This window comes from Kluyvera cryocrescens NBRC 102467 (genome assembly GCF_001571285.1).
In the GTDB taxonomy this organism is placed as follows: Bacteria; Pseudomonadota; Gammaproteobacteria; order Enterobacterales; family Enterobacteriaceae; genus Kluyvera; species Kluyvera cryocrescens.
On the sequence record NZ_BCTM01000014.1, the window covers coordinates 153,408 to 173,103 of the forward strand.

The 19,696-nt window shown below is 54.2% G+C and carries 21 protein-coding genes and 1 other RNA gene; 11 read left to right on the forward strand and 11 right to left on the reverse strand.

Annotated elements, in window-relative coordinates; translation table 11 throughout:
• The first annotated feature begins 68 nt into the window (after positions 1-68).
• From KCR01S_RS12005 to cysM, 5 genes are all read left to right on the forward strand, one after another.
• Positions 69-1,085 (forward strand): sulfate ABC transporter substrate-binding protein, encoded by a 1,017-nt coding sequence (locus KCR01S_RS12005; RefSeq protein WP_061282964.1) that lies wholly within the window; start codon positions 69-71, stop codon positions 1,083-1,085.
• Complete coding sequence (gene cysT, locus KCR01S_RS12010; protein WP_052282352.1) at positions 1,085-1,918, forward strand: sulfate/thiosulfate ABC transporter permease CysT; 834 nt, start codon at positions 1,085-1,087, stop codon at positions 1,916-1,918. Before KCR01S_RS12005 ends, cysT begins: the two co-directional genes overlap by 1 nt.
• Positions 1,918-2,793, forward strand: coding sequence for a sulfate/thiosulfate ABC transporter permease CysW (cysW, locus tag KCR01S_RS12015; protein WP_052282353.1), 876 nt, complete (start codon positions 1,918-1,920; stop codon positions 2,791-2,793). Before cysT ends, cysW begins: the two co-directional genes overlap by 1 nt.
• Entirely contained in the window at positions 2,783-3,877 is a 1,095-nt protein-coding gene (gene cysA / locus KCR01S_RS12020) for a sulfate/thiosulfate ABC transporter ATP-binding protein CysA (protein ID WP_061282965.1), read from the forward strand. Before cysW ends, cysA begins: the two co-directional genes overlap by 11 nt.
• 67 nt (positions 3,878-3,944) lie before the next feature.
• Positions 3,945-4,856 (forward strand): cysteine synthase CysM, encoded by a 912-nt coding sequence (gene cysM / locus KCR01S_RS12025; RefSeq protein ID WP_061282966.1) that lies wholly within the window; start codon positions 3,945-3,947, stop codon positions 4,854-4,856.
• On the opposite strand, the gene KCR01S_RS12030 is transcribed toward cysM, so the two are convergent.
• From KCR01S_RS12030 to ptsJ, 3 genes are read right to left on the reverse strand one after another with little or no spacing between them, the layout of a single operon-like run.
• Positions 4,853-5,254 (reverse strand): YybH family protein, encoded by a 402-nt coding sequence (locus tag KCR01S_RS12030; RefSeq protein ID WP_061282967.1) that lies wholly within the window; start codon positions 5,252-5,254, stop codon positions 4,853-4,855. The genes cysM and KCR01S_RS12030 overlap by 4 nt on opposite strands.
• Before the next feature lie 21 nt (positions 5,255-5,275).
• A complete protein-coding gene (locus KCR01S_RS12035) occupies positions 5,276-5,986 on the reverse strand; it encodes a type 1 glutamine amidotransferase (protein ID WP_061282968.1) in 711 nt (236 codons plus the stop codon).
• Between the two features lie 13 nt (positions 5,987-5,999).
• A complete protein-coding gene (gene ptsJ, locus KCR01S_RS12040) occupies positions 6,000-7,295 on the reverse strand; it encodes a MocR-like B6 salvage transcription factor PtsJ (RefSeq protein WP_061282969.1) in 1,296 nt (431 codons plus the stop codon).
• An 84-nt stretch (positions 7,296-7,379) separates the two neighbouring features.
• On the opposite strand from ptsJ, the gene pdxK reads away from it, so the two are divergent.
• The gene (gene pdxK / locus KCR01S_RS12045; protein ID WP_061282970.1) at positions 7,380-8,246 is read left to right on the forward strand and encodes a pyridoxine/pyridoxal/pyridoxamine kinase; all 867 of its coding nucleotides are present in this window, start codon (positions 7,380-7,382) and stop codon (positions 8,244-8,246) included.
• Positions 8,243-8,482: a hypothetical protein gene (locus tag KCR01S_RS12050; protein WP_061282971.1), complete on the forward strand. Its 240-nt coding sequence runs from the start codon at positions 8,243-8,245 to the stop codon at positions 8,480-8,482. Before pdxK ends, KCR01S_RS12050 begins: the two co-directional genes overlap by 4 nt.
• 56 nt (positions 8,483-8,538) lie before the next feature.
• Here the strand turns inward: KCR01S_RS12050 and crr are convergent, their stop codons facing one another.
• From crr to cysZ, 5 genes are all read right to left on the reverse strand, one after another.
• The gene (gene crr / locus KCR01S_RS12055; protein WP_052282364.1) at positions 8,539-9,048 is read right to left on the reverse strand and encodes a PTS glucose transporter subunit IIA; all 510 of its coding nucleotides are present in this window, start codon (positions 9,046-9,048) and stop codon (positions 8,539-8,541) included.
• Positions 9,049-9,088: 40 nt separating this feature from the next.
• Complete coding sequence (gene ptsI, locus KCR01S_RS12060; protein ID WP_061282972.1) at positions 9,089-10,816, reverse strand: phosphoenolpyruvate-protein phosphotransferase PtsI; 1,728 nt, start codon at positions 10,814-10,816, stop codon at positions 9,089-9,091.
• A gap of 45 nt (positions 10,817-10,861) precedes the next feature.
• On the reverse strand, positions 10,862-11,119 hold the full coding sequence (gene ptsH, locus KCR01S_RS12065) for a phosphocarrier protein Hpr (RefSeq protein WP_002913505.1): 258 nt from the start codon (positions 11,117-11,119) through the stop codon (positions 10,862-10,864).
• Between the two features lie 381 nt (positions 11,120-11,500).
• The gene (gene cysK, locus KCR01S_RS12070) at positions 11,501-12,472 is read right to left on the reverse strand and encodes a cysteine synthase A (protein ID WP_052282366.1); all 972 of its coding nucleotides are present in this window, start codon (positions 12,470-12,472) and stop codon (positions 11,501-11,503) included.
• Positions 12,473-12,670: 198 nt separating this feature from the next.
• A complete protein-coding gene (cysZ, locus tag KCR01S_RS12075) occupies positions 12,671-13,432 on the reverse strand; it encodes a sulfate transporter CysZ (RefSeq protein ID WP_061282973.1) in 762 nt (253 codons plus the stop codon).
• A gap of 229 nt (positions 13,433-13,661) precedes the next feature.
• Between cysZ and zipA the strand changes: the two genes are divergently transcribed.
• The 3 genes from zipA (at position 13,662) to KCR01S_RS12090 (ending at position 16,960) form a co-directional block, all read left to right on the forward strand.
• Entirely contained in the window at positions 13,662-14,660 is a 999-nt protein-coding gene (zipA, locus tag KCR01S_RS12080; protein ID WP_061282974.1) for a cell division protein ZipA, read from the forward strand.
• Between the two features lie 70 nt (positions 14,661-14,730).
• On the forward strand, positions 14,731-16,746 hold the full coding sequence (ligA, locus tag KCR01S_RS12085) for an NAD-dependent DNA ligase LigA (RefSeq protein WP_061282975.1): 2,016 nt from the start codon (positions 14,731-14,733) through the stop codon (positions 16,744-16,746).
• 1 nt (position 16,747) lies between these two features.
• Positions 16,748-16,960, forward strand: coding sequence for a DUF3820 family protein (locus KCR01S_RS12090; protein WP_052282371.1), 213 nt, complete (start codon positions 16,748-16,750; stop codon positions 16,958-16,960).
• On the opposite strand, the gene KCR01S_RS12095 is transcribed toward KCR01S_RS12090, so the two are convergent.
• Positions 16,957-17,952, reverse strand: a complete 996-nt coding sequence (locus KCR01S_RS12095; RefSeq protein WP_061282976.1) for a bile acid:sodium symporter family protein — start codon at positions 17,950-17,952, stop codon at positions 16,957-16,959. The two genes, KCR01S_RS12090 and KCR01S_RS12095, sit on opposite strands and share 4 nt — an antisense overlap.
• 89 nt (positions 17,953-18,041) lie before the next feature.
• Between KCR01S_RS12095 and KCR01S_RS12100 the strand changes: the two genes are divergently transcribed.
• Positions 18,042-18,968, forward strand: a complete 927-nt coding sequence (locus tag KCR01S_RS12100; protein ID WP_061282977.1) for a LysR family transcriptional regulator — start codon at positions 18,042-18,044, stop codon at positions 18,966-18,968.
• Here the strand turns inward: KCR01S_RS12100 and KCR01S_RS12105 are convergent.
• Both KCR01S_RS12105 and KCR01S_RS12110 read right to left on the reverse strand, forming a co-directional pair.
• Positions 18,959-19,300: a FlxA-like family protein gene (locus KCR01S_RS12105; protein ID WP_061282978.1), complete on the reverse strand. Its 342-nt coding sequence runs from the start codon at positions 19,298-19,300 to the stop codon at positions 18,959-18,961. The genes KCR01S_RS12100 and KCR01S_RS12105 overlap by 10 nt on opposite strands.
• Before the next feature lie 242 nt (positions 19,301-19,542).
• A non-coding RNA gene (locus KCR01S_RS12110) (RtT sRNA) lies at positions 19,543-19,676 on the reverse strand.
• Positions 19,677-19,696: the final 20 nt, after the last annotated feature.

The window sequence follows — 19,696 nt, forward strand, 5'->3', positions numbered from 1 at the left end:
CGTTACTCCTTTAGTACCCGTTATAAATACACTGAGGCTTAGAAAGTCCTCATACTATAGGGTGCGCAATGGCGATGAACTTACTGAAAAAAGGATACCTGACGCTCGCAGCTTCCGTGCTGTTGGTAGCACAGGCGCAGGCGACTGAGCTGCTGAACAGCTCTTATGACGTTTCCCGCGAGCTATTTGCCGCCCTGAATCCGGCGTTTGAACAACAATGGGCGAAAGACAACGGTGGCGACAAGCTGACCATCAAACAGTCTCACGCTGGTTCATCGAAGCAAGCGCTGGCGATTTTGCAGGGCTTAAAAGCAGACGTTGTAACTTATAACCAGGTGACCGATGTGCAGATCCTGCACGATAAAGGCAACCTGATTCCTGCCGATTGGCAGTCACGTTTGCCCAATAACAGTTCGCCGTTTTACTCCACCATGGGGTTCCTGGTGCGTAAAGGTAACCCGAAAAATATCCACGACTGGAGCGACCTCGTACGTCCGGACGTGAAGCTGATTTTCCCAAACCCGAAAACCTCGGGCAACGCGCGTTATACCTATCTGGCGGCGTGGGGCGCGGCGGATAAAGCCGATGGCGGCGATAAGGCGAAAACTCAGCAGTTTATGACCCAGTTCCTGAAAAACGTTGAAGTCTTTGACACCGGCGGCCGTGGAGCGACCACCACCTTTGCCGAGCGTGGTTTGGGTGATGTGCTGATTAGCTTTGAATCGGAAGTGAATAACATCCGCAAGCAATATGAAGCTCAGGGCTTTGAAGTTGTGATCCCAAAAACCAACATTCTGGCGGAGTTCCCGGTGGCATGGGTGGATAAAAATGTTAAGGCCAACGGCACGGAGAAGGCGGCGAAAGCCTATCTGAACTATCTCTACAGCCCGCAGGCGCAGACCATCATTACCGACTACTACTACCGTGTGAACAACCCACAGGTGATGGATAAGCTGAAGGATAAATTCCCGCAAACCGATCTGTTCCGCGTGGAAGACAAGTTTGGTTCATGGCCTGAGGTCATGAAAACCCATTTCGCCAGCGGTGGTGAATTAGACAAGCTGTTAGCGGCGGGGCGTAAGTAATGTTTGCAGTTTCTTCCAGACGCGTGCTGCCGGGCTTTACCCTGAGCCTCGGCACCAGTCTGCTGTTTGTCTGTTTGATTCTACTGCTGCCGCTAAGCGCGCTGGTTATGCAGTTGTCTGAAATGAGCTGGGCGCAGTACTGGGAAGTCATTACCAACCCGCAGGTGGTTGCCGCCTATAAGGTGACGCTGCTGTCGGCGTTTGTGGCTTCTATCTTTAATGGCGTATTTGGCCTACTGATGGCGTGGATCCTGACCCGTTATCGCTTCCCGGGTCGTACGCTGCTGGATGCGCTGATGGACTTGCCGTTTGCCCTGCCGACGGCGGTGGCAGGCCTGACGCTGGCGTCGCTGTTCTCGGTGAACGGTTTTTACGGCGAGTGGCTGGCGAAGTTTGATATTAAGGTGACCTACACCTGGCTGGGTATTGCGGTGGCGATGGCCTTCACCAGCATTCCGTTTGTGGTTCGTACCGTACAACCGGTTCTGGAAGAGCTGGGCCCGGAGTACGAAGAAGCGGCGGAAACGCTGGGGGCGACGCGTTTGCAGAGCTTCCGCAAAGTGGTGCTGCCGGAGCTGTCCCCGGCGCTGCTGGCGGGCGTGGCGCTGTCGTTTACCCGCAGCCTTGGTGAATTTGGTGCGGTGATCTTCATCGCCGGTAACATCGCGTGGAAAACGGAAGTCACCTCACTGATGATTTTTGTCCGCTTGCAGGAGTTTGATTATCCCGCGGCGAGCGCGATTGCTTCGGTGATCCTCGCGGCATCTCTGCTGCTGCTGTTTTCTATCAATACCTTGCAAAGTCGCTTTGGTCGGCGCGTGGTAGGTCATTAATGGCGGAAGTGACTCAATTGAAGCGTTATGACGCACCCCGTTTTAACTGGGGTAAATGGTTTCTGATTGGCACCGGGATGCTGGTTTCAGCCTTTATCCTGCTGGTGCCGATGATTTACATCTTCGTTCAGGCGTTTAGCAAGGGGCTGATGCCCGTACTGCAAAACCTGGCCGATCCGGACATGCTGCACGCCATTTGGCTGACGGTGATGATTGCCTTGATCACCGTACCGGTGAACCTGGTGTTTGGCGTGCTGCTGGCCTGGCTGGTGACGCGCTTTAACTTCCCGGGGCGCCAGTTGCTGCTGACGCTGTTGGATATCCCGTTTGCGGTTTCACCGGTTGTGGCCGGTCTGGTGTATCTGCTGTTTTATGGCTCCAACGGTCCGCTGGGCGGCTGGCTGGAAGCCAATAACCTGCAAATTATGTTTGCCTGGCCGGGCATGATTCTGGTCACCATCTTCGTGACCTGTCCATTTGTAGTACGTGAGCTGGTGCCGGTGATGCTAAGCCAGGGTAGCCAGGAAGACGAAGCGGCGATTTTGCTCGGCGCATCCGGCTGGCAGATGTTTAAACGCGTGACCCTGCCGAATATTCGCTGGGCGCTGCTGTACGGCGTGGTACTGACCAACGCCCGTGCGATTGGCGAGTTTGGCGCGGTATCGGTGGTATCCGGTTCGATTCGCGGTGAAACCTTATCGTTACCTTTACAGATTGAACTGCTGGAACAGGATTACAACACCGTCGGCTCCTTCACCGCGGCGGCGTTGCTGACGTTGATGGCAATTCTGACCTTATTTTTAAAGAGTGCGTTGCAGTGGCGTTTGCATAATCAGGAAAAACGCGCGCAACAGGAGGGAAATCATGAGCATTGAGATTGCCAATATTAAGAAGTCTTTTGGTCGCACCCAGGTGCTGAATGATATCTCTCTGGATATCCCTTCTGGCCAGATGGTGGCGCTGCTTGGGCCATCCGGTTCCGGTAAAACCACGTTGCTGCGGATTATCGCCGGGCTGGAACATCAGACCAGCGGGCATATTCGCTTCCAGGGCACCGACGTCAGTCGTCTGCACGCGCGCGATCGTAAAGTCGGCTTTGTGTTCCAGCACTATGCGCTGTTCCGTCATATGACAGTCTTCGACAACATCGCGTTTGGTCTGACCGTGCTGCCGCGTCGTGAGCGCCCGAATGCGGCGACCATTAAGGCCAAAGTCACCAAGCTGCTGGAGATGGTGCAATTGGCCCATTTAGCCGATCGCTACCCGGCCCAGCTTTCCGGTGGGCAGAAACAGCGCGTTGCGCTGGCTCGTGCGCTGGCGGTAGAGCCGCAGATTCTGCTGCTTGATGAGCCGTTTGGCGCACTGGATGCCCAGGTACGTAAAGAACTTCGCCGCTGGCTGCGTCAGCTGCATGAAGAGCTGAAATTTACCAGCGTCTTCGTTACCCACGATCAGGAAGAGGCAATGGAAGTGGCCAACCGCGTGGTGGTGATGAGTCAGGGCAATATCGAACAGGCCGATGAACCTGAACAGGTATGGCGTGAACCTGCAACCCGTTTTGTGCTGGAGTTTATGGGCGAAGTCAACCGTCTACAGGGCACCATTCGCGGCGGACAGTTCCACGTGGGCGCACACCGCTGGCCGTTAGGCTATACGCCGTCTTATCAGGGCCCGGTAGATCTGTTCTTACGCCCATGGGAAGTTGACGTTAGCCGCCGTACTAGCCTCGATTCTCCGCTGCCTGTACAGGTTTTAGAAGCGAGCCCTAAAGGTCACTACACCCAATTAGTTGTACAGCCACTGGGGTGGTACAACGATCCATTAACGGTAGTCATGCGCGGCGACGATACGCCTCTGCGCGGCGATCGCCTGTTTGTTGGTTTGCAGAACGCACGGCTGTATCACGGTGACGTACGTATTGAATCCCATGAGACGCTTGCTCTGGCTGAAACAGCCTGATAGCTTAATTCTTATGTTTATCGCCGGGTAAGCATTACGCGACCCGGCTTTTTTTCGAGCAAAAAACGTGAACACATTAGAACAAACCATTGGCAATACGCCGCTGGTTAAATTACAACGTCTGGGGCCGGATAACGGCAGCGAAATCTGGGTGAAGCTCGAAGGCAACAACCCGGCGGGGTCGGTGAAAGATCGCGCCGCGCTGTCGATGATTGTTGAGGCGGAAAAACGCGGTGAAATTAAGCCGGGCGACGTGCTTATCGAGGCGACCAGCGGCAATACCGGAATTGCGCTGGCGATGATTGCTGCACTTAAAGGCTATCGGATGAAGCTACTGATGCCGGACAACATGAGCCAGGAACGTCGCGCCGCGATGCGTGCCTATGGCGCGGATTTGATTCTGGTAACCAAAGAGCAGGGAATGGAAGGGGCGCGTGATTTAGCGCTGGAGATGGCGCAGCGCGGCGAAGGTACGTTGCTGGATCAGTTCAATAACCCGGACAACCCCTACGCTCACTACACCACTACTGGCCCTGAAATCTGGCAACAGACGGGCGGTCGGATTACCCATTTTGTCTCCAGTATGGGGACGACCGGCACCATTACCGGCGTTTCACGTTTTCTGCGCGAGCAGGACAAAACGGTCACGATCGTCGGTTTACAGCCGGAAGAGGGCAGCAGCATTCCAGGGATCCGTCGCTGGCCTGCAGAATATATGCCGGGAATTTTTAACGCTCAACTGGTTGATAGCGTGTTGGATATTCACCAGAACGATGCGGAGAATACCATGCGCGCGTTGGCGGTTCGGGAGGGGATTTTCTGCGGCGTCAGTTCTGGCGGTGCGGTTGCCGGCGCTCGACGGATTGCGGAACAAAACCCTGGCGCCGTGGTGGTAGCGATCATCTGCGATCGCGGCGATCGCTACCTCTCCACCGGTGTGTTTGGTGAAGAACACTTTAGCCAGGGCGCAGGGATTTAAACGTCCGGGCTATCCAGCAGGTCGGTGCCGTAGGAGTTATCGACGGTACATAACCAACGGCCCGCTTGCTGGCGAAAGACGTAGGTTGCGCGACGCGTAACCTGCGTGGTTTCCCCTTCGGCCAGCGGAATATCGAGGCGGGTTTCCATAATCACCAGCGCGTTATCGCCCCCTTCGATAATCTCCATTCGCCCCTGCGTGACGACGAGCCGATGCTGGAAGTAATCCGCAATGGCGATAAAGGCTTTGCGAATGTTCTCTTTCCCGCGAACCACCATCCCCGGTTTGACCACCAGGGCGGCGTCCTCGGCGTAGTATTCCATCAGCGCCTCGTAGTCCTCTTGCGATATAGCGCGATCGCAGGCTTCAATAACGGCTTTTAACGATGATTCTGGCATAGGCACCCCTCATTGTGCGGGCTAGCGGGACTCGGTCAGCTTATCGAGGAACGACCACAGTTTGTGGTTCATTTCACGGTAATCGTGGTTGCGCATCTCTTCAACGGAACGAATAAACGGTTTGCCTTTCGCCTCTGCCAGTTCTTGCTCTGAATGCTGGATAAGCCCTTCGATTGCCTCAGCGGTAAATTCCATATGGCACTGAAAACCATAGACTCTATCGCTAAACTGCACAATTTGGCGTGGGCAGCCGGCGCTTTCCGCGAGGATGACCGTCTCAGCGGTCAGCCCCGGCATATCGTTATGCCAGTGGCCGACGGTTAACGATGAACCAAAATCGCTGAGCAGTGGATGCTGTGTGCCGGCTTCTGTCAGCGTTATCGGGTAGTGGCCAATCTCCTTGTTCGGGCTTTGACATACTTCAGCGCCCAGCGCTTCACCAATCAACTGTGAACCAAGGCAAATGCCGACCACAACACGCCCTGCGTCAATGGCCTGCTTTATCAGGCGCTGTTCTGCCTGAGAGTCAAAGTAGGGACATTCGGCAAGCGTGGTGCGCGGAGACTGGGGGCCGCCAAACACGACCAGCATATCAAAACCGTCGGCGTTAGCTGGAACGGGCTCGCGATTGTAGACGTGAGTCCAGCTAATATCGTGACCGCGCGTTTGCGCCCAGGGTTGGTAAGCGCCGGCTGATTCGAATGATTCATGAATAACAAAATGGACTCGCACGCAGGTTCTCCTGTTATGGGTTAAGCGCCCGCTGAATGTCAGCGGCCAGCCGGGTAATGTTGCTATCGTCTAGCGTCGAAAGGGTGATGCGTAATCCGTGTGCGGCGGCGTTGACGCCGAATGCTTCACCTTCGCGTACCAGCCAACCGGACTTAGCGAGTGCGAAGGCGGTTGGCTGGCTGGCCGCTGCCAGTGGTAGCCATAGGTTCAGGCCGTCGCCGGGAATGACGTCCTCGATGCCTTGAGCACGCAACGCCTGAGCCAGACTCTGCTGCCGGCTGGCGTAGAATTGCCGGGTTTGCTTGAGCTCTTGCTGGTAGCGTTCGTCGGTTAAGCAGGCAAAGGCCACATCCTGGAGCAGATGGCTAACCCACTGACTTCCAGAGTTAAGGCGCAGACGCAGCTTCGCCGATGTCGCTGAGTCACTGGCGACAAACGCCAGCCGTAGGTCGGGCCCCAGCGTTTTAGACATCGAGCGCACCACCGCCCAATGCAGCGTTTGTGCCGCGATCACCGGGTGCCAGTCAGCGGAGGACAGCAGGGCGAAGTGGTCGTCGACAATCACCAATACCTGCGGATAGCGGCTGATTATTGCCTGTAGCGCGGCAGCACGCGTCTTACTCAGGCTGTAGCCGGTTGGGTTATGGGCGCGTGGCGTTAAAATCACCGCGCGGGCACCTTTGCTGAGCGCGTGTTCCAGCATGTCAGGCAGCATCCCTTCACTATCGATGCTCACAGGGCTGGCGGTGAATCCGCTGTAGCGCAGCATGCTGATGCTGCTCAGGAAGCATGGGTCTTCCACCGCCACGCTGTCACCGGGCAGCAAATGGGCGCACAACAAGCGTTCAATGGCGTCTATTGCCCCGCTGGTCAGATCGATTTCACCCGGAGCGGGCAGGGCCTCTTGCATCCAGTCGCTCGCCCAGCGCTGAAGCTGCGGTGTGACCGGCGCATCTCCGTACAGACGCGGCGTGCGGCTGATATGCGATAAACAGCGATTGAGGTCAGGAAGTCGGTCGGGAGCAGGATTGCCGCTGGAGAGATCGGTCAACGGTGTGTGCGGATCGCCGCCTTCCAGTGCGACCGGCTGCAGCGTCTCTTTCACCACCGTCCCGTTACGCCCAAGGCTCAGCGCTAGCCCGGACGTGACCAGCCGCTTATAGGCTGATGCGACGGTATTACGGTTAACGTCAAGCTGAGCTGCCAGCTCGCGAACCGGCGGCAGCGTTTCACCCTTGGCCAGTTTGCCGCTGGTGATATGCTGACGAATACTGTCAAAGATTTCGTTGGCGCTTTTTCCGTCGATCATTATTGACCTATGACAAAATGAATTTTAGCATGTGACGATAATAGTGAGGCGTGAGCCCGCTGTCCAGAGTCAGAGGAGAAGGTGATGGGGCAGGAGAGTGAAATACAGTCGGTGCTCTTTAACGATAAGCACCGGGCGCAGCAAACGGATATCGTTGCCGTTCAGTCGCTGGTGGTTTACGGCAGCGTCGGCAACAGTATTGCCGTCCCGGCGATTAAGGCGCACGGCCTGCGGGTGACTGCGGTGCCAACGGTGTTGTTTAGCAATACGCCGCACTATGAGACCTATTATGGCGGCATTATTCCCGGCGAGTGGTTTGGCGGTTATCTTCGGGCGCTCAATGAACGCGACGCGCTGCGCGAGCTGAAAGCGGTCACCACGGGCTATATGGGTAGCGCGGAGCAGATTGCGCTACTCGCCGAATGGCTTAAAACGGTCCAGCAGTCGCACCCGCAGATCCCGATTCTGGTCGATCCGGTGATTGGTGATGTGGACAGCGGAATCTACGTGCAGGCCGAAATTCCGCAGGCCTATCGTACCCATCTGCTGCCGCTGGCGCAGGGGTTGACGCCGAACGTGTTTGAACTCGAGATGTTGAGCGGTAAACCCTGCAGGACGCTGAATGAAGCGGTAACGGCGGCGCAATCGCTGCTCACTGAGACCTTGAAGTGGGTCATTATCACCAGCGCCCCGGCGCGTAATGCAGATAATATTACGGTTGCTGTTGTGACTGCTGATGCCGTGGATGTGATTGAACATTCGCGTCTGGAAACGGACCTCAAAGGTACGGGCGATCTGTTCTGCGCTGAGCTGATCAGTGGCATTGTGCAGCAAAAAACGCTGTCAGATGCCGCGCGGGATGCCGCCGAGCGCGTACTTGAGGTGATGAGCTGGACGCAGAAATGCGGTTGTGATGAGTTGATACTGCCGCCGGCAGGGGAGGTGCGATGAAGAGCTATCGCCTGGTTGTGCGCCATAATGGGCGTTTGGTTGGTCATTTTGATACCAGCGGTCAGGATGCGCTGGAGGATGCCTGCGTGGCGCGCGCCATTTTTGGCGTTACCGGCGGTTATCAGTGCGAGCTACAGGTTTCTGACAGCGAGCGAAGGATGCTGGAAAGCGGCCCTGATGGAATGAAAGTCCTGATGCGTGAACCGTATTTTCGTCCGGTGACGTCGGCAATTTAAGGCCATAGGGTAAAAAAAATGGCGCCAAGTGGCGCCATTTCTCTATGCAGCAAGAATTACTTCTTGATGCGGATAACCGGGGTTTCACCCACAGTTACGCTACCGGAAAGCTTGGTCAGCTCTTTGATCTCATCCATGTTGGAGATAACAACCGGAGTCAGGGTAGACTTGGCTTTCTCTTCCAGCAGGGCCAGATCGAACTCAATCACGGTATCGCCAACTTTAACGCGCTGGCCTTCTTCCGCGATACGTTTAAAACCTTCGCCTTTCAGTTCAACGGTATCGATACCGAAGTGAACGAACAGCTCGATGCCGCTATCGGATTCGATAGAGAAAGCATGGTTGGTTTCAAAGATTTTACCGATGGTGCCGTCAACCGGCGCAACCATTTTGTTGCCAGTCGGTTTGATAGCAATGCCATCACCAACGATTTTCTCAGCAAACACTACATCCGGCACGTCTTCGATGTTGACGATCTCGCCAGAGAGCGGTGCAATAATCTCAATTGTTCCTGTGTCTTTCTTGTCATCAGAAACCAGAGATTTCAGTTTATCGAACAAACCCATGATCTTCTCCTAAGCAGTAATTTGGGCCGCATCTCGTGGATTAGCAGATTGTTTTTTCTTCAATGAACTTGTTAACCAGCGCCATTAACTCGTCCGTTGTTGGTTGAGCAAGAGCTTGCTCTGCTAATACCTTCGCATCTTCGAAGTTCGTGTTACGGATAATCTTCTTAATGCGCGGGATAGAAATGGCGCTCATAGAGAACTCGTCCAGACCCATCCCCAGCAACAGAAGTGTAGCACGTTCGTCGCCTGCAAGCTCACCACACATGCCAGTCCATTTGCCTTCAGCATGAGAAGCATCAATAACTTGCTTAATCAGCGTCAGAACAGAAGGTGACATTGGTTGGTAAAGATGCGAGATCATATCATTACCACGGTCAACTGCCAGAGTATACTGCGTTAAATCATTGGTACCGATACTAAAGAAATCAACTTCTTTGGCCAGATGACGCGCAATGGTTGCCGCCGCTGGTGTTTCCACCATCACGCCAATCTCAATGGCTTCGTCAAAGGCTTTACCTTCGTCACGCAGTTCCTGTTTGTAGATCTCAATCTCTTTGCGCAGCGCGCGAACTTCTTCAACAGAGATGATCATCGGGAACATGATGCGCAGTTTACCGAAAGCGGACGCACGCAGAATGGCGCGAACCTGGTCACGCAGGATCTCTTTGCGATCCATGGCGATACGCACGGCGCGCCAGCCCAGGAACGGGTTCTCTTCTTTCGGGAAGTTCATGTACGGCAGCTCTTTGTCGCCACCGATGTCCATGGTACGGACGATAACCGCTTGCGAGCCACAGGCTTCAGCAACGGCTTTATACGCAGCAAACTGTTCTTCTTCAGTTGGCAGCGCATCGCGGTCCATGAACAGGAATTCTGTACGGTACAGACCAACGCCTTCCGCACCGTTACGCTCAGCACCGTCGATATCACGCACGGTACCGATGTTGGCACAAACTTCAACCTGGTGGCCATCAAGGGTGATTGCCGGCAGATCTTTCAGTTTTGCCAGTTCAGCTTTCTCAGAGGCAACCTGCTCTTGTACGGCACGCAGCTCTTCGATTTGTTCGTTGTTTGGGTTGACGTAAACCAGATTGTTTACGGCATCCAGAATTAGATAGTCGCCATTTTTCACCTGAGAGGTGACGCTACCGGTGCCCACGATCGCTGGCAGTTCCAGGGAACGCGCCATGATGGAGGTGTGGGAGGTACGGCCACCAACGTCAGTGATAAAGCCCAGTACCTTCTTCAGGTTCAACTGTGCCGTTTCGGATGGCGTCAGGTCAGCGGCAACCAGGATAACTTCATCCTGAATGGCGCTAAGATCGATGATTGCCAGACCCAGGATGTTGCGCAGCAGACGCTTACCGATATCACGTACGTCAGCCGCACGTTCTTTCAGGTATTCATCATCCAGTTCTTCCAGGGCAGTCGCCTGACCTTCGATAATTTCATGCGCAGCTGCGTCAGCCGTCATGTGTTTATCTTTAATCAGGGCTATGATTTCCTGCTCCAGCTCCTCATCTTCGAGCAGCATGATATGCCCTTCGAAGATGGCTTCTTTTTCTTCACCGAAAGTTTCGCCAGCTTTAGTCTTGATAGCTTCCAACTGTGCGGACGCTTTAGAACGACCGCTCAGAAAACGCTCAACTTCCTGCTCAACGTTATCGGCAGAAATTTTCTTCCGGTCGATGACAATCTCATCTTCTTTCAGCAGCAGTGCTTTGCCGAAAGCGATACCCGGGGATGCTAAAATGCCTGAAATCATAACCCTACCTTACTTGTGACTGATATTGAAAAGAACTCTTTGAACTTACTCGAGTTCAGCCATCAGTTTAACCAGATGTTCAACTGCTTTCTGCTCGTCTTCACCTTCAGCGGACAGGGTGACAACGGTACCCTGAGTCAGGCCCAGAGTTTGCAGTTTGAACAGGCTTTTCGCGCTAGCGCTTTTGCCGTTGGAAGTCACAGTGATCTCTGAAGTGAAGCCTTTAGCTTCTTTAACAAACTGAGCAGCAGGGCGGGTATGCAGACCGTTCGGAGCGGTAATAGTAACTTCTTGCTGGAACATTATATTTCCCCAACTTATAGGTTTAGTGTTGTGGAACTAAAGTCTAGCCTGGTGGCCACACTTTAGCCTGTATTACTCATTAAGCGACGCCCACTAATCAGCACTATCATCGGAGACAAACATCCGACGCAGACGCTTCTGGCCTTTGACGTTTCGCTTATCATTAAACATTATGCCGCGAAAGCAGGATTTGAACCAAATCATAAAATCGATTCAGCACTGGAAAACCTGTCACGAATAATTTCGCGGCTCAAAATAAATATGATGGTTAAATACCAGACCTACGGAGGTGAAGCAATGCCAGGGGGGGTAAAAGTTTGATGTACGCCACAAAAAAGCACCCGGGAGGGTGCTTTTTTACACGATTTTAACGTGATGGCATTACTGTTGCAGTTCTTTCTCAGTGAAGAGATCTGCGAATAATGCCGTGCTCAAATAGCGTTCACCCGAAGACGGTAGGATAACCACAATATTCTTATTGGTAAAGGTTTCATCTTCCTGAAGTTTCAGCGCCGCGGCAACGGCTGCACCGGAAGAGATACCGGCCAGAATCCCTTCTTCTTCCATCAGACGACGTGCGGTGGAAATCGCTTCTTCATTGGTAATGGCGACAACTTTATCAATCAGTTTCAGATCGAGGTTGCCTGGGATGAAACCTGCGCCGATCCCTTGGATCTTGTGCGGACCTGGTTTGATTTCTTCACCCGCCAGCGCCTGCGCGATAACCGGGGAGTCGGTTGGTTCAACGGCAACGGCGATCAGGTCGGTTTTGCCTTTAGTGCCTTTAATATAGCGGGTAACGCCGGTCAGCGTACCGCCGGTGCCTACGCCAGCAATGAACACGTCAACCTGGCCGTCGGTATCTTCCCAGATTTCCGGGCCGGTGGTTTTTTCGTGAATTTCCGGGTTGGCCGGGTTGCTGAACTGCTGCAGCAACAGGAATTTTTCTGGATTGCTAGCGACAATCTCTTCCGCTTTCTGAATGGCACCTTTCATGCCTTTCGCGCCTTCGGTCAGCACCAGATTCGCGCCCAGCGCTTTCAGCAGCTTGCGGCGTTCAATACTCATGGTTTCTGGCATGGTCAGCGTCAGTTTGTAGCCACGAGCGGCGGCAACGTAGGCCAGAGCGATACCGGTGTTGCCGCTGGTCGGTTCAACCAGTTCAACGCCAGGTTTCAGTACGCCACGTTTTTCGGCATCCCAAATCATATTGGCACCGATACGGCATTTGACGCTGAAGCTTGGGTTACGTGATTCAACCTTCGCCAGGATGCGCCCGTTACCGATGCGGTTCAGTCGTACCAGCGGCGTATGACCGATAGTCAGGGAGTTATCTTCAAAAATCTTACTCATGGCCTGTCCTTAACTGTATGAAATTTGGGGTACTGGACCAGCATACCTGCTTAAAGATTCTGCGGAAGTAAGGATTTCGCATATCTATATACTGAAGGGAAATAATGGTAAGCCGGATGGAATAAGGCAAGGTATAAGCCCCATTTGTTCTGAATGGGGCTTATTGGCTGGCGGAGCGTATGTCGCAACGCTGCCAGGTTACTTCCACATTGCGTGTTTATCGCGATAGCAGTCAACCCACATCGCCGTCGCGCCGCAGATAGCGACCGGGATAATGACCAGATTGAGCACGGGGATCAGCGTAAACAGGCTGGCCAGCGCACCAAACTGCATATTGCTGACCTTACGAGTGCGCAGGGCCTCACGCATGGTTTTGAAGGGCACTTTATGGTTATCGAATGGGTAGTCGCAGTACTGAATGGCCAGCATCCAGGCGCTGAACAAGAACCACAGCACCGGAGCCACCGTCTGACCAATGCCGGGGATAAAGTACAGCAGCAGCAGGACGATGGCGCGCGGAAGGTACCAGGCCAGTTTTTGCCATTCGCGCTTCATGATACGCGGCAGATCTTTCATTATGCCGACAATACCGGTATCGGGTGGCGTCGCGCCGGTTAATCGTGCCTCAAGCTGTTCGGCCAGCAGACCGTTAAACGGTGCGGCTATCCAGTTGGCAATAGTGGAAAAGAAGTAGCCGAAGACCAGTAAAATAGAGAGCACGATGACCGGCCACAGCAGGTAGCTCAGCCACTGTAACCAGTCCGGGATACGGCTCATTAATGAAGGGATCCAGCTTCCTAGCTTGCTGAACAGCCACCAAAAGGCGCCGCCCATCAAAATAATGTTGACTAACAGCGGTAAAATGACGAAACGGCGGATGCCCGGCAAGCCGATCAATTTCCAGCCCTGAGAGAAATAGTAAACGCCGCTACGTGCGGCAGGGGCGGACGATGAAACCATGGTCAGGTGGAGCTCCTTTGTCTGACTGCATTAAAAGACGGCTATATTTTATCGACTTGTTGGACAATGACCAGTTAGGAAATGTTCGAAAAACCAGCAAAAAGCACGATTTAGTCCATCTTTATGCAGTGAATGTCTCAAGTACACTTGCACTTGACGTGATGGGCAAATACTCTTAGTGAGTAAATGTTTGCCGTGGTGGCAAGGTGTTAGAACAACAGAGAATATAATGATGCAGGATTTGCGTCTGATATTAATCATTGTTGGCGCGATCGCCATACTCGCTTTACTGGTTCATGGTTTCTGGACGAGCCGTAAAGAACGTTCATCGATGTTTCGCGATCGTCCAATAAAACGAATGAAGTCTCGTGACGCCGACGACGAGTCGGAAGATGACTTTGATGACAATGTTGAAGGCGTGGGTGAAGTTCGTGTCCACAAGGTCAATCACGCCCCTGGGGTTGCTGGGGAGCAAGATGCGCCTCGTCCGCCTCAACACCAGTACCAGCCGCCTTACGAGCGTCAGGCGCCTCAGCCTGCGCGTCCGCAAGAGCCGGTACAGCCGCCGCCTGTGCAACAGCCGTATCAGCCTGTGCAGCCTGCGCCGGTTCAACCGCCGCAGCCGGTACAGCAACCTGTACGCCAGCCGGTCGTTGAACCACAGCCGGTGCAGCACGCGCCAGTGGCTCCGCAGCCCGTAGCGGCACCGCCTGCTCAGCCGGTCGAAGCACCAGTGGTGCAGCCAGCGCCTCAGCCAGCGCCGGTTGAACAACCTGCGCCAGAGCCAGTACCGCCGGCGAAGGAGCGTAAAGAGACCGTCATCGTGATGAACGTTTCCGCGCATCAGGGTTCGTCTATTAACGGCGAAGTGCTACTGAACAGCATTCAGCAGGCTGGGTTTAAATTTGGCGACATGAATATTTTCCATCGCCATCTCAGCCCGGACGGCAGTGGCCCGGCGCTATTTAGTCTTGCTAACATGCTGAAACCGGGTACGTTTGATCCGGAAAACATGGGTGAGATGCAGACGCCTGGCGTGACCATCTTCATGCAGGTGCCGGCGTACGGTGATGAGCTGCAAAACTTCAAATTGATGCTTCAGTCGGCCCAGTTTATTGCTGATGAAGTGGGTGGTGTGGTGCTAGACGATCAGCGCCGCATGATGACCCCGCAAAAAATGCGTGAATATCAGGATCGTATCCGCGAAGTTATCGACGCTAACGCCTGATAGGTCTGCACTTTTCCACTCTTTCCTGAACCCCCGCCTGTCGGGGGTTTTTTATCATTGATGGTGTGATATGCAACCAATAGAACAACAACTGACCGAACTGCGAGCGACGCTTCGCCATCATGAATATCTTTATCATGTTTTAGATACACCGGAGCTGCCGGACGCGGAGTATGACCGTCTGATGCGCGAGCTGCGCGAGCTGGAAGCCCAGCACCCGGAACTCATCACTTCTGATTCACCGACCCAACGCGTGGGTGCCCAGCCGCTGGCTGCATTTAGCCAGATCCGCCATGAAGTACCGATGCTGTCCCTGGACAACGTGTTTGATGAAGACAGTTTTCTCGCTTTTAACAAACGCGTTCAGGACCGTCTGAAAAGCACCGATAAACTGACCTGGTGCTGTGAACTCAAGCTTGATGGGCTGGCCGTCAGTATCCTGTACGAAAACGGCGTGCTGGTGAGTGCGGCAACGCGCGGTGACGGCACGACCGGTGAGGACATTACCTCCAATGTGCGTACCATCCGTGCGATCCCGCTGAAACTGCGGGGTGACAACATCCCGGCTCGTCTGGAAGTGCGCGGTGAAGTGTTTATGCCGCAGCCCGGTTTTGAAAAAATTAACGAAGAAGCGCGCCGGACGGGAAACAAAGTATTTGCTAACCCGCGTAATGCCGCCGCCGGTTCGTTGCGCCAGCTTGACCCGCGTATTACCGCGAAGCGACCGCTTACTTTCTTCTGTTATGGCTGGGGTGTGCTGGAAGGCGGTGAATTGCCCGGGACCCATCTGGGTCGCCTGCAGCAGTTTAAGGAATGGGGCCTGCCGGTCAGCGACCGCGTGAAGCTGTGTGATTCACCGGACGAAGTGCTTGCTTACTACCACAAGGTTGAAGAAGACCGACCAACGCTGGGCTTTGACATCGACGGCGTAGTGATTAAGGTCAATTCGCTGGCGCTGCAAGAGCAGCTTGGTTTTGTAGCGCGCGCGCCGCGCTGGGCCGTAGCGTTCAAATTCCCGGCGCAGGAGCAAATGACCTTTGTCCGCGACGTGGAGTTTCAGGTTGGTCGTACCGGTGCCATTACGCCGGTGGCACGCCTTGAACCGGTTCAGGTCGCCGGTGTACTGGTCAGTAACGCCACGCTGCATAACGCGGATGAAATTGAACGCCTGGGGCTGCGTATTGGCGATAAGGTAGTGATCCGCCGTGCCGGCGACGTGATTCCTCAGGTGGTGAACGTGGTGCTTTCAGAGCGCCCGAATGACACTCAGGAAGTCGTCTTCCCGACGCACTGTCCGGTGTGTAACTCTGATGTTGAACGCGTTGAAGGTGAGGCCGTCGCGCGCTGTACCGGCGGCTTGATCTGCGGCGCACAGCGTAAAGAAGCGCTCAAACACTTTGTTTCCCGCCGTGCGCTTGATGTTGACGGCATGGGCGACAAAATTATCGATCAGTTGGTGGAAAAAGAGTACGTCCATACCCCTGCCGACCTGTTCACTCTGACCGCGGGCAAACTCACCGGGCTTGACCGTATGGGGCCTAAATCGGCGCAGAATGTGGTGAGTGCGCTGGAAAAAGCCAAACAGACCACCTTTGCCCGTTTCCTCTACGCTTTAGGCATCCGTGAAGTCGGGGAGGCGACGGCCGCTGGGCTGGCTGCTTTCTTCGGTACGCTGGAAGCGCTGGAAGCGGCGTCGGTAGATGAGCTGCAAAAAGTGCCTGACGTCGGCGTTGTCGTGGCAAACCATGTGTTTAACTTCTTTGCTGAAGAGAGCAATCGCGAGGTTATCCAGCAGTTGCTTAAAGAAGGTGTTAACTGGCCGGCGCCGGTCGTCATCAATGCCGATGAGATTGACAGCCCGTTCGCGGGAAAAACCGTGGTGCTGACCGGAAGCCTGAGCCAGATGTCCCGTGATGATGCGAAGACGCGTTTGGTTGAGCTGGGAGCGAAAGTTGCTGGCAGCGTGTCGAAGAAGACTGACCTGGTGATTGCCGGTGAAGCTGCGGGTTCGAAGCTCGCGAAAGCACAGGAATTGGGCATTGAGGTGATTGACGAGGCTGAAATGCTGCGTCTGTTAGGAGTCTAACGTGGATAAAGAACAGCTCATTGAGATCGCCAACACTGAAATGCCATTTGGCAAGTATAAGGGGCGGCGTTTGATTGATGTGCCTGAAGAGTATCTGCTGTGGTTTGCCCGGAAGGATGAATTTCCTGCCGGGCATCTTGGCGAGCTGATGCAGCTAACGTTACTGATTAAAACTGAAGGGCTGAGCCAGCTGGTACAGCCCCTGAAGCGTTAGCTTCCAACGCGGGCCTGTTCTTTGGCCTGCAGTTTCTCCGTCTGAGCTTTGTAACGCCGCGCCAGCACTGCACAGGTCATGAGCTGGATCTGGTGGAAGATCATCAGCGGCAGCACTATCATGCCCAGTACCGATGTCGGGAAGAGGATATTGGCCATTGGAATACCGTTGGCCAGACTCTTTTTCGACCCGCAGAAGACAATCGTGATTTCATCCGCTTTATTGAAGCCCAGTCGCCGAGCGACGACGGTATTGATCAGAATCACAAGCGCTAACAGCACGATGCTGACTACTACGATAAACAGCAGCGAGCCGACGCCAACTTTGTGCCAGATACCGTTCACTACCGCCTCGCTAAAGGCCGAGTAAACGACCAATAGAATTGACGTCTGGTCAGTTTTAGCAATCCACTTCTTATGTTTAGTCACGAATGCTGCCGTCCATGGACGGGAAAGATGACCAAGTACAAACGGCAGCAACAGCTGAAGCATAATTTTGCCCACCTGCTCAAGGCTGCCACCTGCGCCGTGGACGTTCATCACAAGGCCAACCAGCAGCGGCGAGAGGAAAATACCTAGCAGGCTGGAGGCGGAGGCTGAGCAGACGGCGGCGGCAACGTTGCCTCCGGCCAGTGAAGTGAAGGCAATGGCCGACTGTACCGTTGCGGGTAAAATACACAGATACAGGAAGCCTGCGTATAGCTGCGGATCGACGTTAATCGGTGCCCACCAGGCGAACAACACCCCCAGTACCGGGAAGACCACAAAGGTGCTGCACATCACCCACAGATGCAGTCGCCAGTGGCTACCGCCGGCGATGATTGATTCACGCGACAGCTTGGCACCGTGCATAAAGAACAACAGCGCGATGGCGGCGGTAGTCAGGTTTTCAAAAAAAGGAACGAAGTCGCCGCGCGCTGGGAAGAAGGTGGCGAGCAGGACGACGGCGATAAGGGTCAGCGTAAAAGGATCCAGAATGCGGAAAAGTTTCATAAAAACTCCTGAAGATCGATGCAGACATTTTGCTTTTTTATTTTTGAGAAATAAAATTGATTTATTGCATCCATTCATGAATAAAACAGATGAATTATTCGCTACGGCAGTTGAAGGTGTTTGTGACGGTGGCTCAAGCAAAAAGCTTTAGCCGGGCAGGGGAGATCATCGGCTTAAGTCAGTCGGCGGTGAGCCACAGCGTGAAGGAGCTGGAAAACCAAACCGGAGTGCGGTTATTGGATCGTACGACCCGTGAAGTGGTATTGACAGAAGCTGGACAGCAGTTGGCGCAGCGGCTTGAGCGTCAGCTCGATGAACTCCACAGTACGTTGCGCGAGGCAGGGCGTATCGGGCAGCAGCTCAGCGGTACGGTGCGCGTGGCAGCAAGTCAGACGATTTCAGCGCACCTTATTCCGCAGTGCATTGCCCAGAGCAACCAACGTTATCCGGATATTCGTTTTGTGTTACACGACAGGCCTCAGCAGTGGGTGCTGGAGAGTATCCGCCAGGGCGATGTCGATTTTGGCATTGTTATCGATCCTGGTGCAGTGAGCGATTTGCAGTGCGAAACCGTGCTGTCGGAACCATTCTTTTTGCTTTGCCGCAATGATCACCCCTTTGCGAATTTACCCAGCGTGAGCTGGCAGGCGCTGCAAGGGGCAAAGCTGGTGTTACAGGATTATGCCTCCGGGAGCCGTATGTTGATTGATGCGGCGCTGCGTTTGCACGACATTGAGGCCAATATCGTGCAGGAAATTGGCCATCCGGCGACGTTGTTCCCGATGGTGACGGCGGGGATTGGTATCAGCATTATCCCGGCCTTGGCGCTACCGCTGCCGGAGGGAAGTCCGTTGGTGGTAAAACGTCTGGCCCCAGGCGTAGAACGCCAACTGATGTTGGCGAGACGCAAAAAACGCTCGCTTTCAACGGCAGCGCAGGCGCTGTGGGACGTGGTGCGCGAGCAGGGACAATGTCTGATGGACGAGCGTTTGCAGGATCCGCTGTATCAAATATAAACATCAATCTTATGGGCGTCGCTGGGGTTATTAACCCCGGTGATGGCAGCCGCGGCGCTCTCCTGTTTCTCCTGCGCTTTTTCCGCCTGCTGATTCTGAAGCTGAGCCAACTGTGCTTCCAGCATGGCAATTTGCTCCTGAATCATCTCCGCCTGTTTTTGTTTCTCTTCTGCACTGCCGCTACCGTCGGCAATTTCTTTGAGCTGCTGGGTGAGTTTGACGATCTGCTGGGTAATGCGTGCCATCTGGGATGCGGCATCGTTACTGCTTGAGATGCTGGAACTGCCGGAGTTTTGTAACGTCGCAACAGCCGTTGCGCTGATTGTGCTCATGATATCTGCCTTCTAAAGGGAAATATAAACAATATCGGCAGGATGAAGCGGGACTTGAGGGCTAGCGAAGGTGAGCAAAAGGACAAATCGCAGATAGCAAAAAGGTGCCTTCAGGGTAACACCGTTCACTTAAGCAAAGCGATTAGGGGAAACATCGGGATTTGGTGCCCGGAGGGACGCCAAACCCGGCGGTCGCCCCGGGTATCTCAATCTTAAACTAACGGTTAGGGCGTATTTTACACTGGTGGGGCGTGCAGGATGACTCGCTACGCTCGCCCTTCGGGCCGTTGTCGTAAACGACGCCGTTGTCTCACGACGTTCGACCCGAACCTGCGGCAGGTTCGAATCGTCAAATATCACGCATAGCAAAAAGACGCCTTTAGGGCGCCTTTTTAC

Bases quoted from the DNA above. Each gene is read 5' to 3' on its own strand.
- KCR01S_RS12005 (WP_061282964.1), top strand. From the start codon at position 69: ATGGCGATGAACTTACTGAAAAAAGGATACCTGACGCTCGCAGCTTCC.
- cysT (WP_052282352.1), top strand. From the start codon at position 1,085: ATGTTTGCAGTTTCTTCCAGACGCGTGCTGCCGGGCTTTACCCTGAGC.
- cysW (WP_052282353.1), top strand. From the start codon at position 1,918: ATGGCGGAAGTGACTCAATTGAAGCGTTATGACGCACCCCGTTTTAAC.
- cysA (WP_061282965.1), top strand. From the start codon at position 2,783: ATGAGCATTGAGATTGCCAATATTAAGAAGTCTTTTGGTCGCACCCAG.
- KCR01S_RS12030 (WP_061282967.1), bottom strand. From the start codon at position 5,254: ATGCCAGAATCATCGTTAAAAGCCGTTATTGAAGCCTGCGATCGCGCT.
- ptsJ (WP_061282969.1), bottom strand. From the start codon at position 7,295: ATGATCGACGGAAAAAGCGCCAACGAAATCTTTGACAGTATTCGTCAG.
- pdxK (WP_061282970.1), top strand. From the start codon at position 7,380: ATGGGGCAGGAGAGTGAAATACAGTCGGTGCTCTTTAACGATAAGCAC.
- KCR01S_RS12050 (WP_061282971.1), top strand. From the start codon at position 8,243: ATGAAGAGCTATCGCCTGGTTGTGCGCCATAATGGGCGTTTGGTTGGT.
- crr (WP_052282364.1), bottom strand. From the start codon at position 9,048: ATGGGTTTGTTCGATAAACTGAAATCTCTGGTTTCTGATGACAAGAAA.
- ptsI (WP_061282972.1), bottom strand. From the start codon at position 10,816: ATGATTTCAGGCATTTTAGCATCCCCGGGTATCGCTTTCGGCAAAGCA.
- ptsH (WP_002913505.1), bottom strand. From the start codon at position 11,119: ATGTTCCAGCAAGAAGTTACTATTACCGCTCCGAACGGTCTGCATACC.
- cysK (WP_052282366.1), bottom strand. From the start codon at position 12,472: ATGAGTAAGATTTTTGAAGATAACTCCCTGACTATCGGTCATACGCCG.
- cysZ (WP_061282973.1), bottom strand. From the start codon at position 13,432: ATGGTTTCATCGTCCGCCCCTGCCGCACGTAGCGGCGTTTACTATTTC.
- zipA (WP_061282974.1), top strand. From the start codon at position 13,662: ATGATGCAGGATTTGCGTCTGATATTAATCATTGTTGGCGCGATCGCC.
- ligA (WP_061282975.1), top strand. From the start codon at position 14,731: ATGCAACCAATAGAACAACAACTGACCGAACTGCGAGCGACGCTTCGC.
- KCR01S_RS12095 (WP_061282976.1), bottom strand. From the start codon at position 17,952: ATGAAACTTTTCCGCATTCTGGATCCTTTTACGCTGACCCTTATCGCC.
- KCR01S_RS12100 (WP_061282977.1), top strand. From the start codon at position 18,042: ATGAATTATTCGCTACGGCAGTTGAAGGTGTTTGTGACGGTGGCTCAA.
- KCR01S_RS12105 (WP_061282978.1), bottom strand. From the start codon at position 19,300: ATGAGCACAATCAGCGCAACGGCTGTTGCGACGTTACAAAACTCCGGC.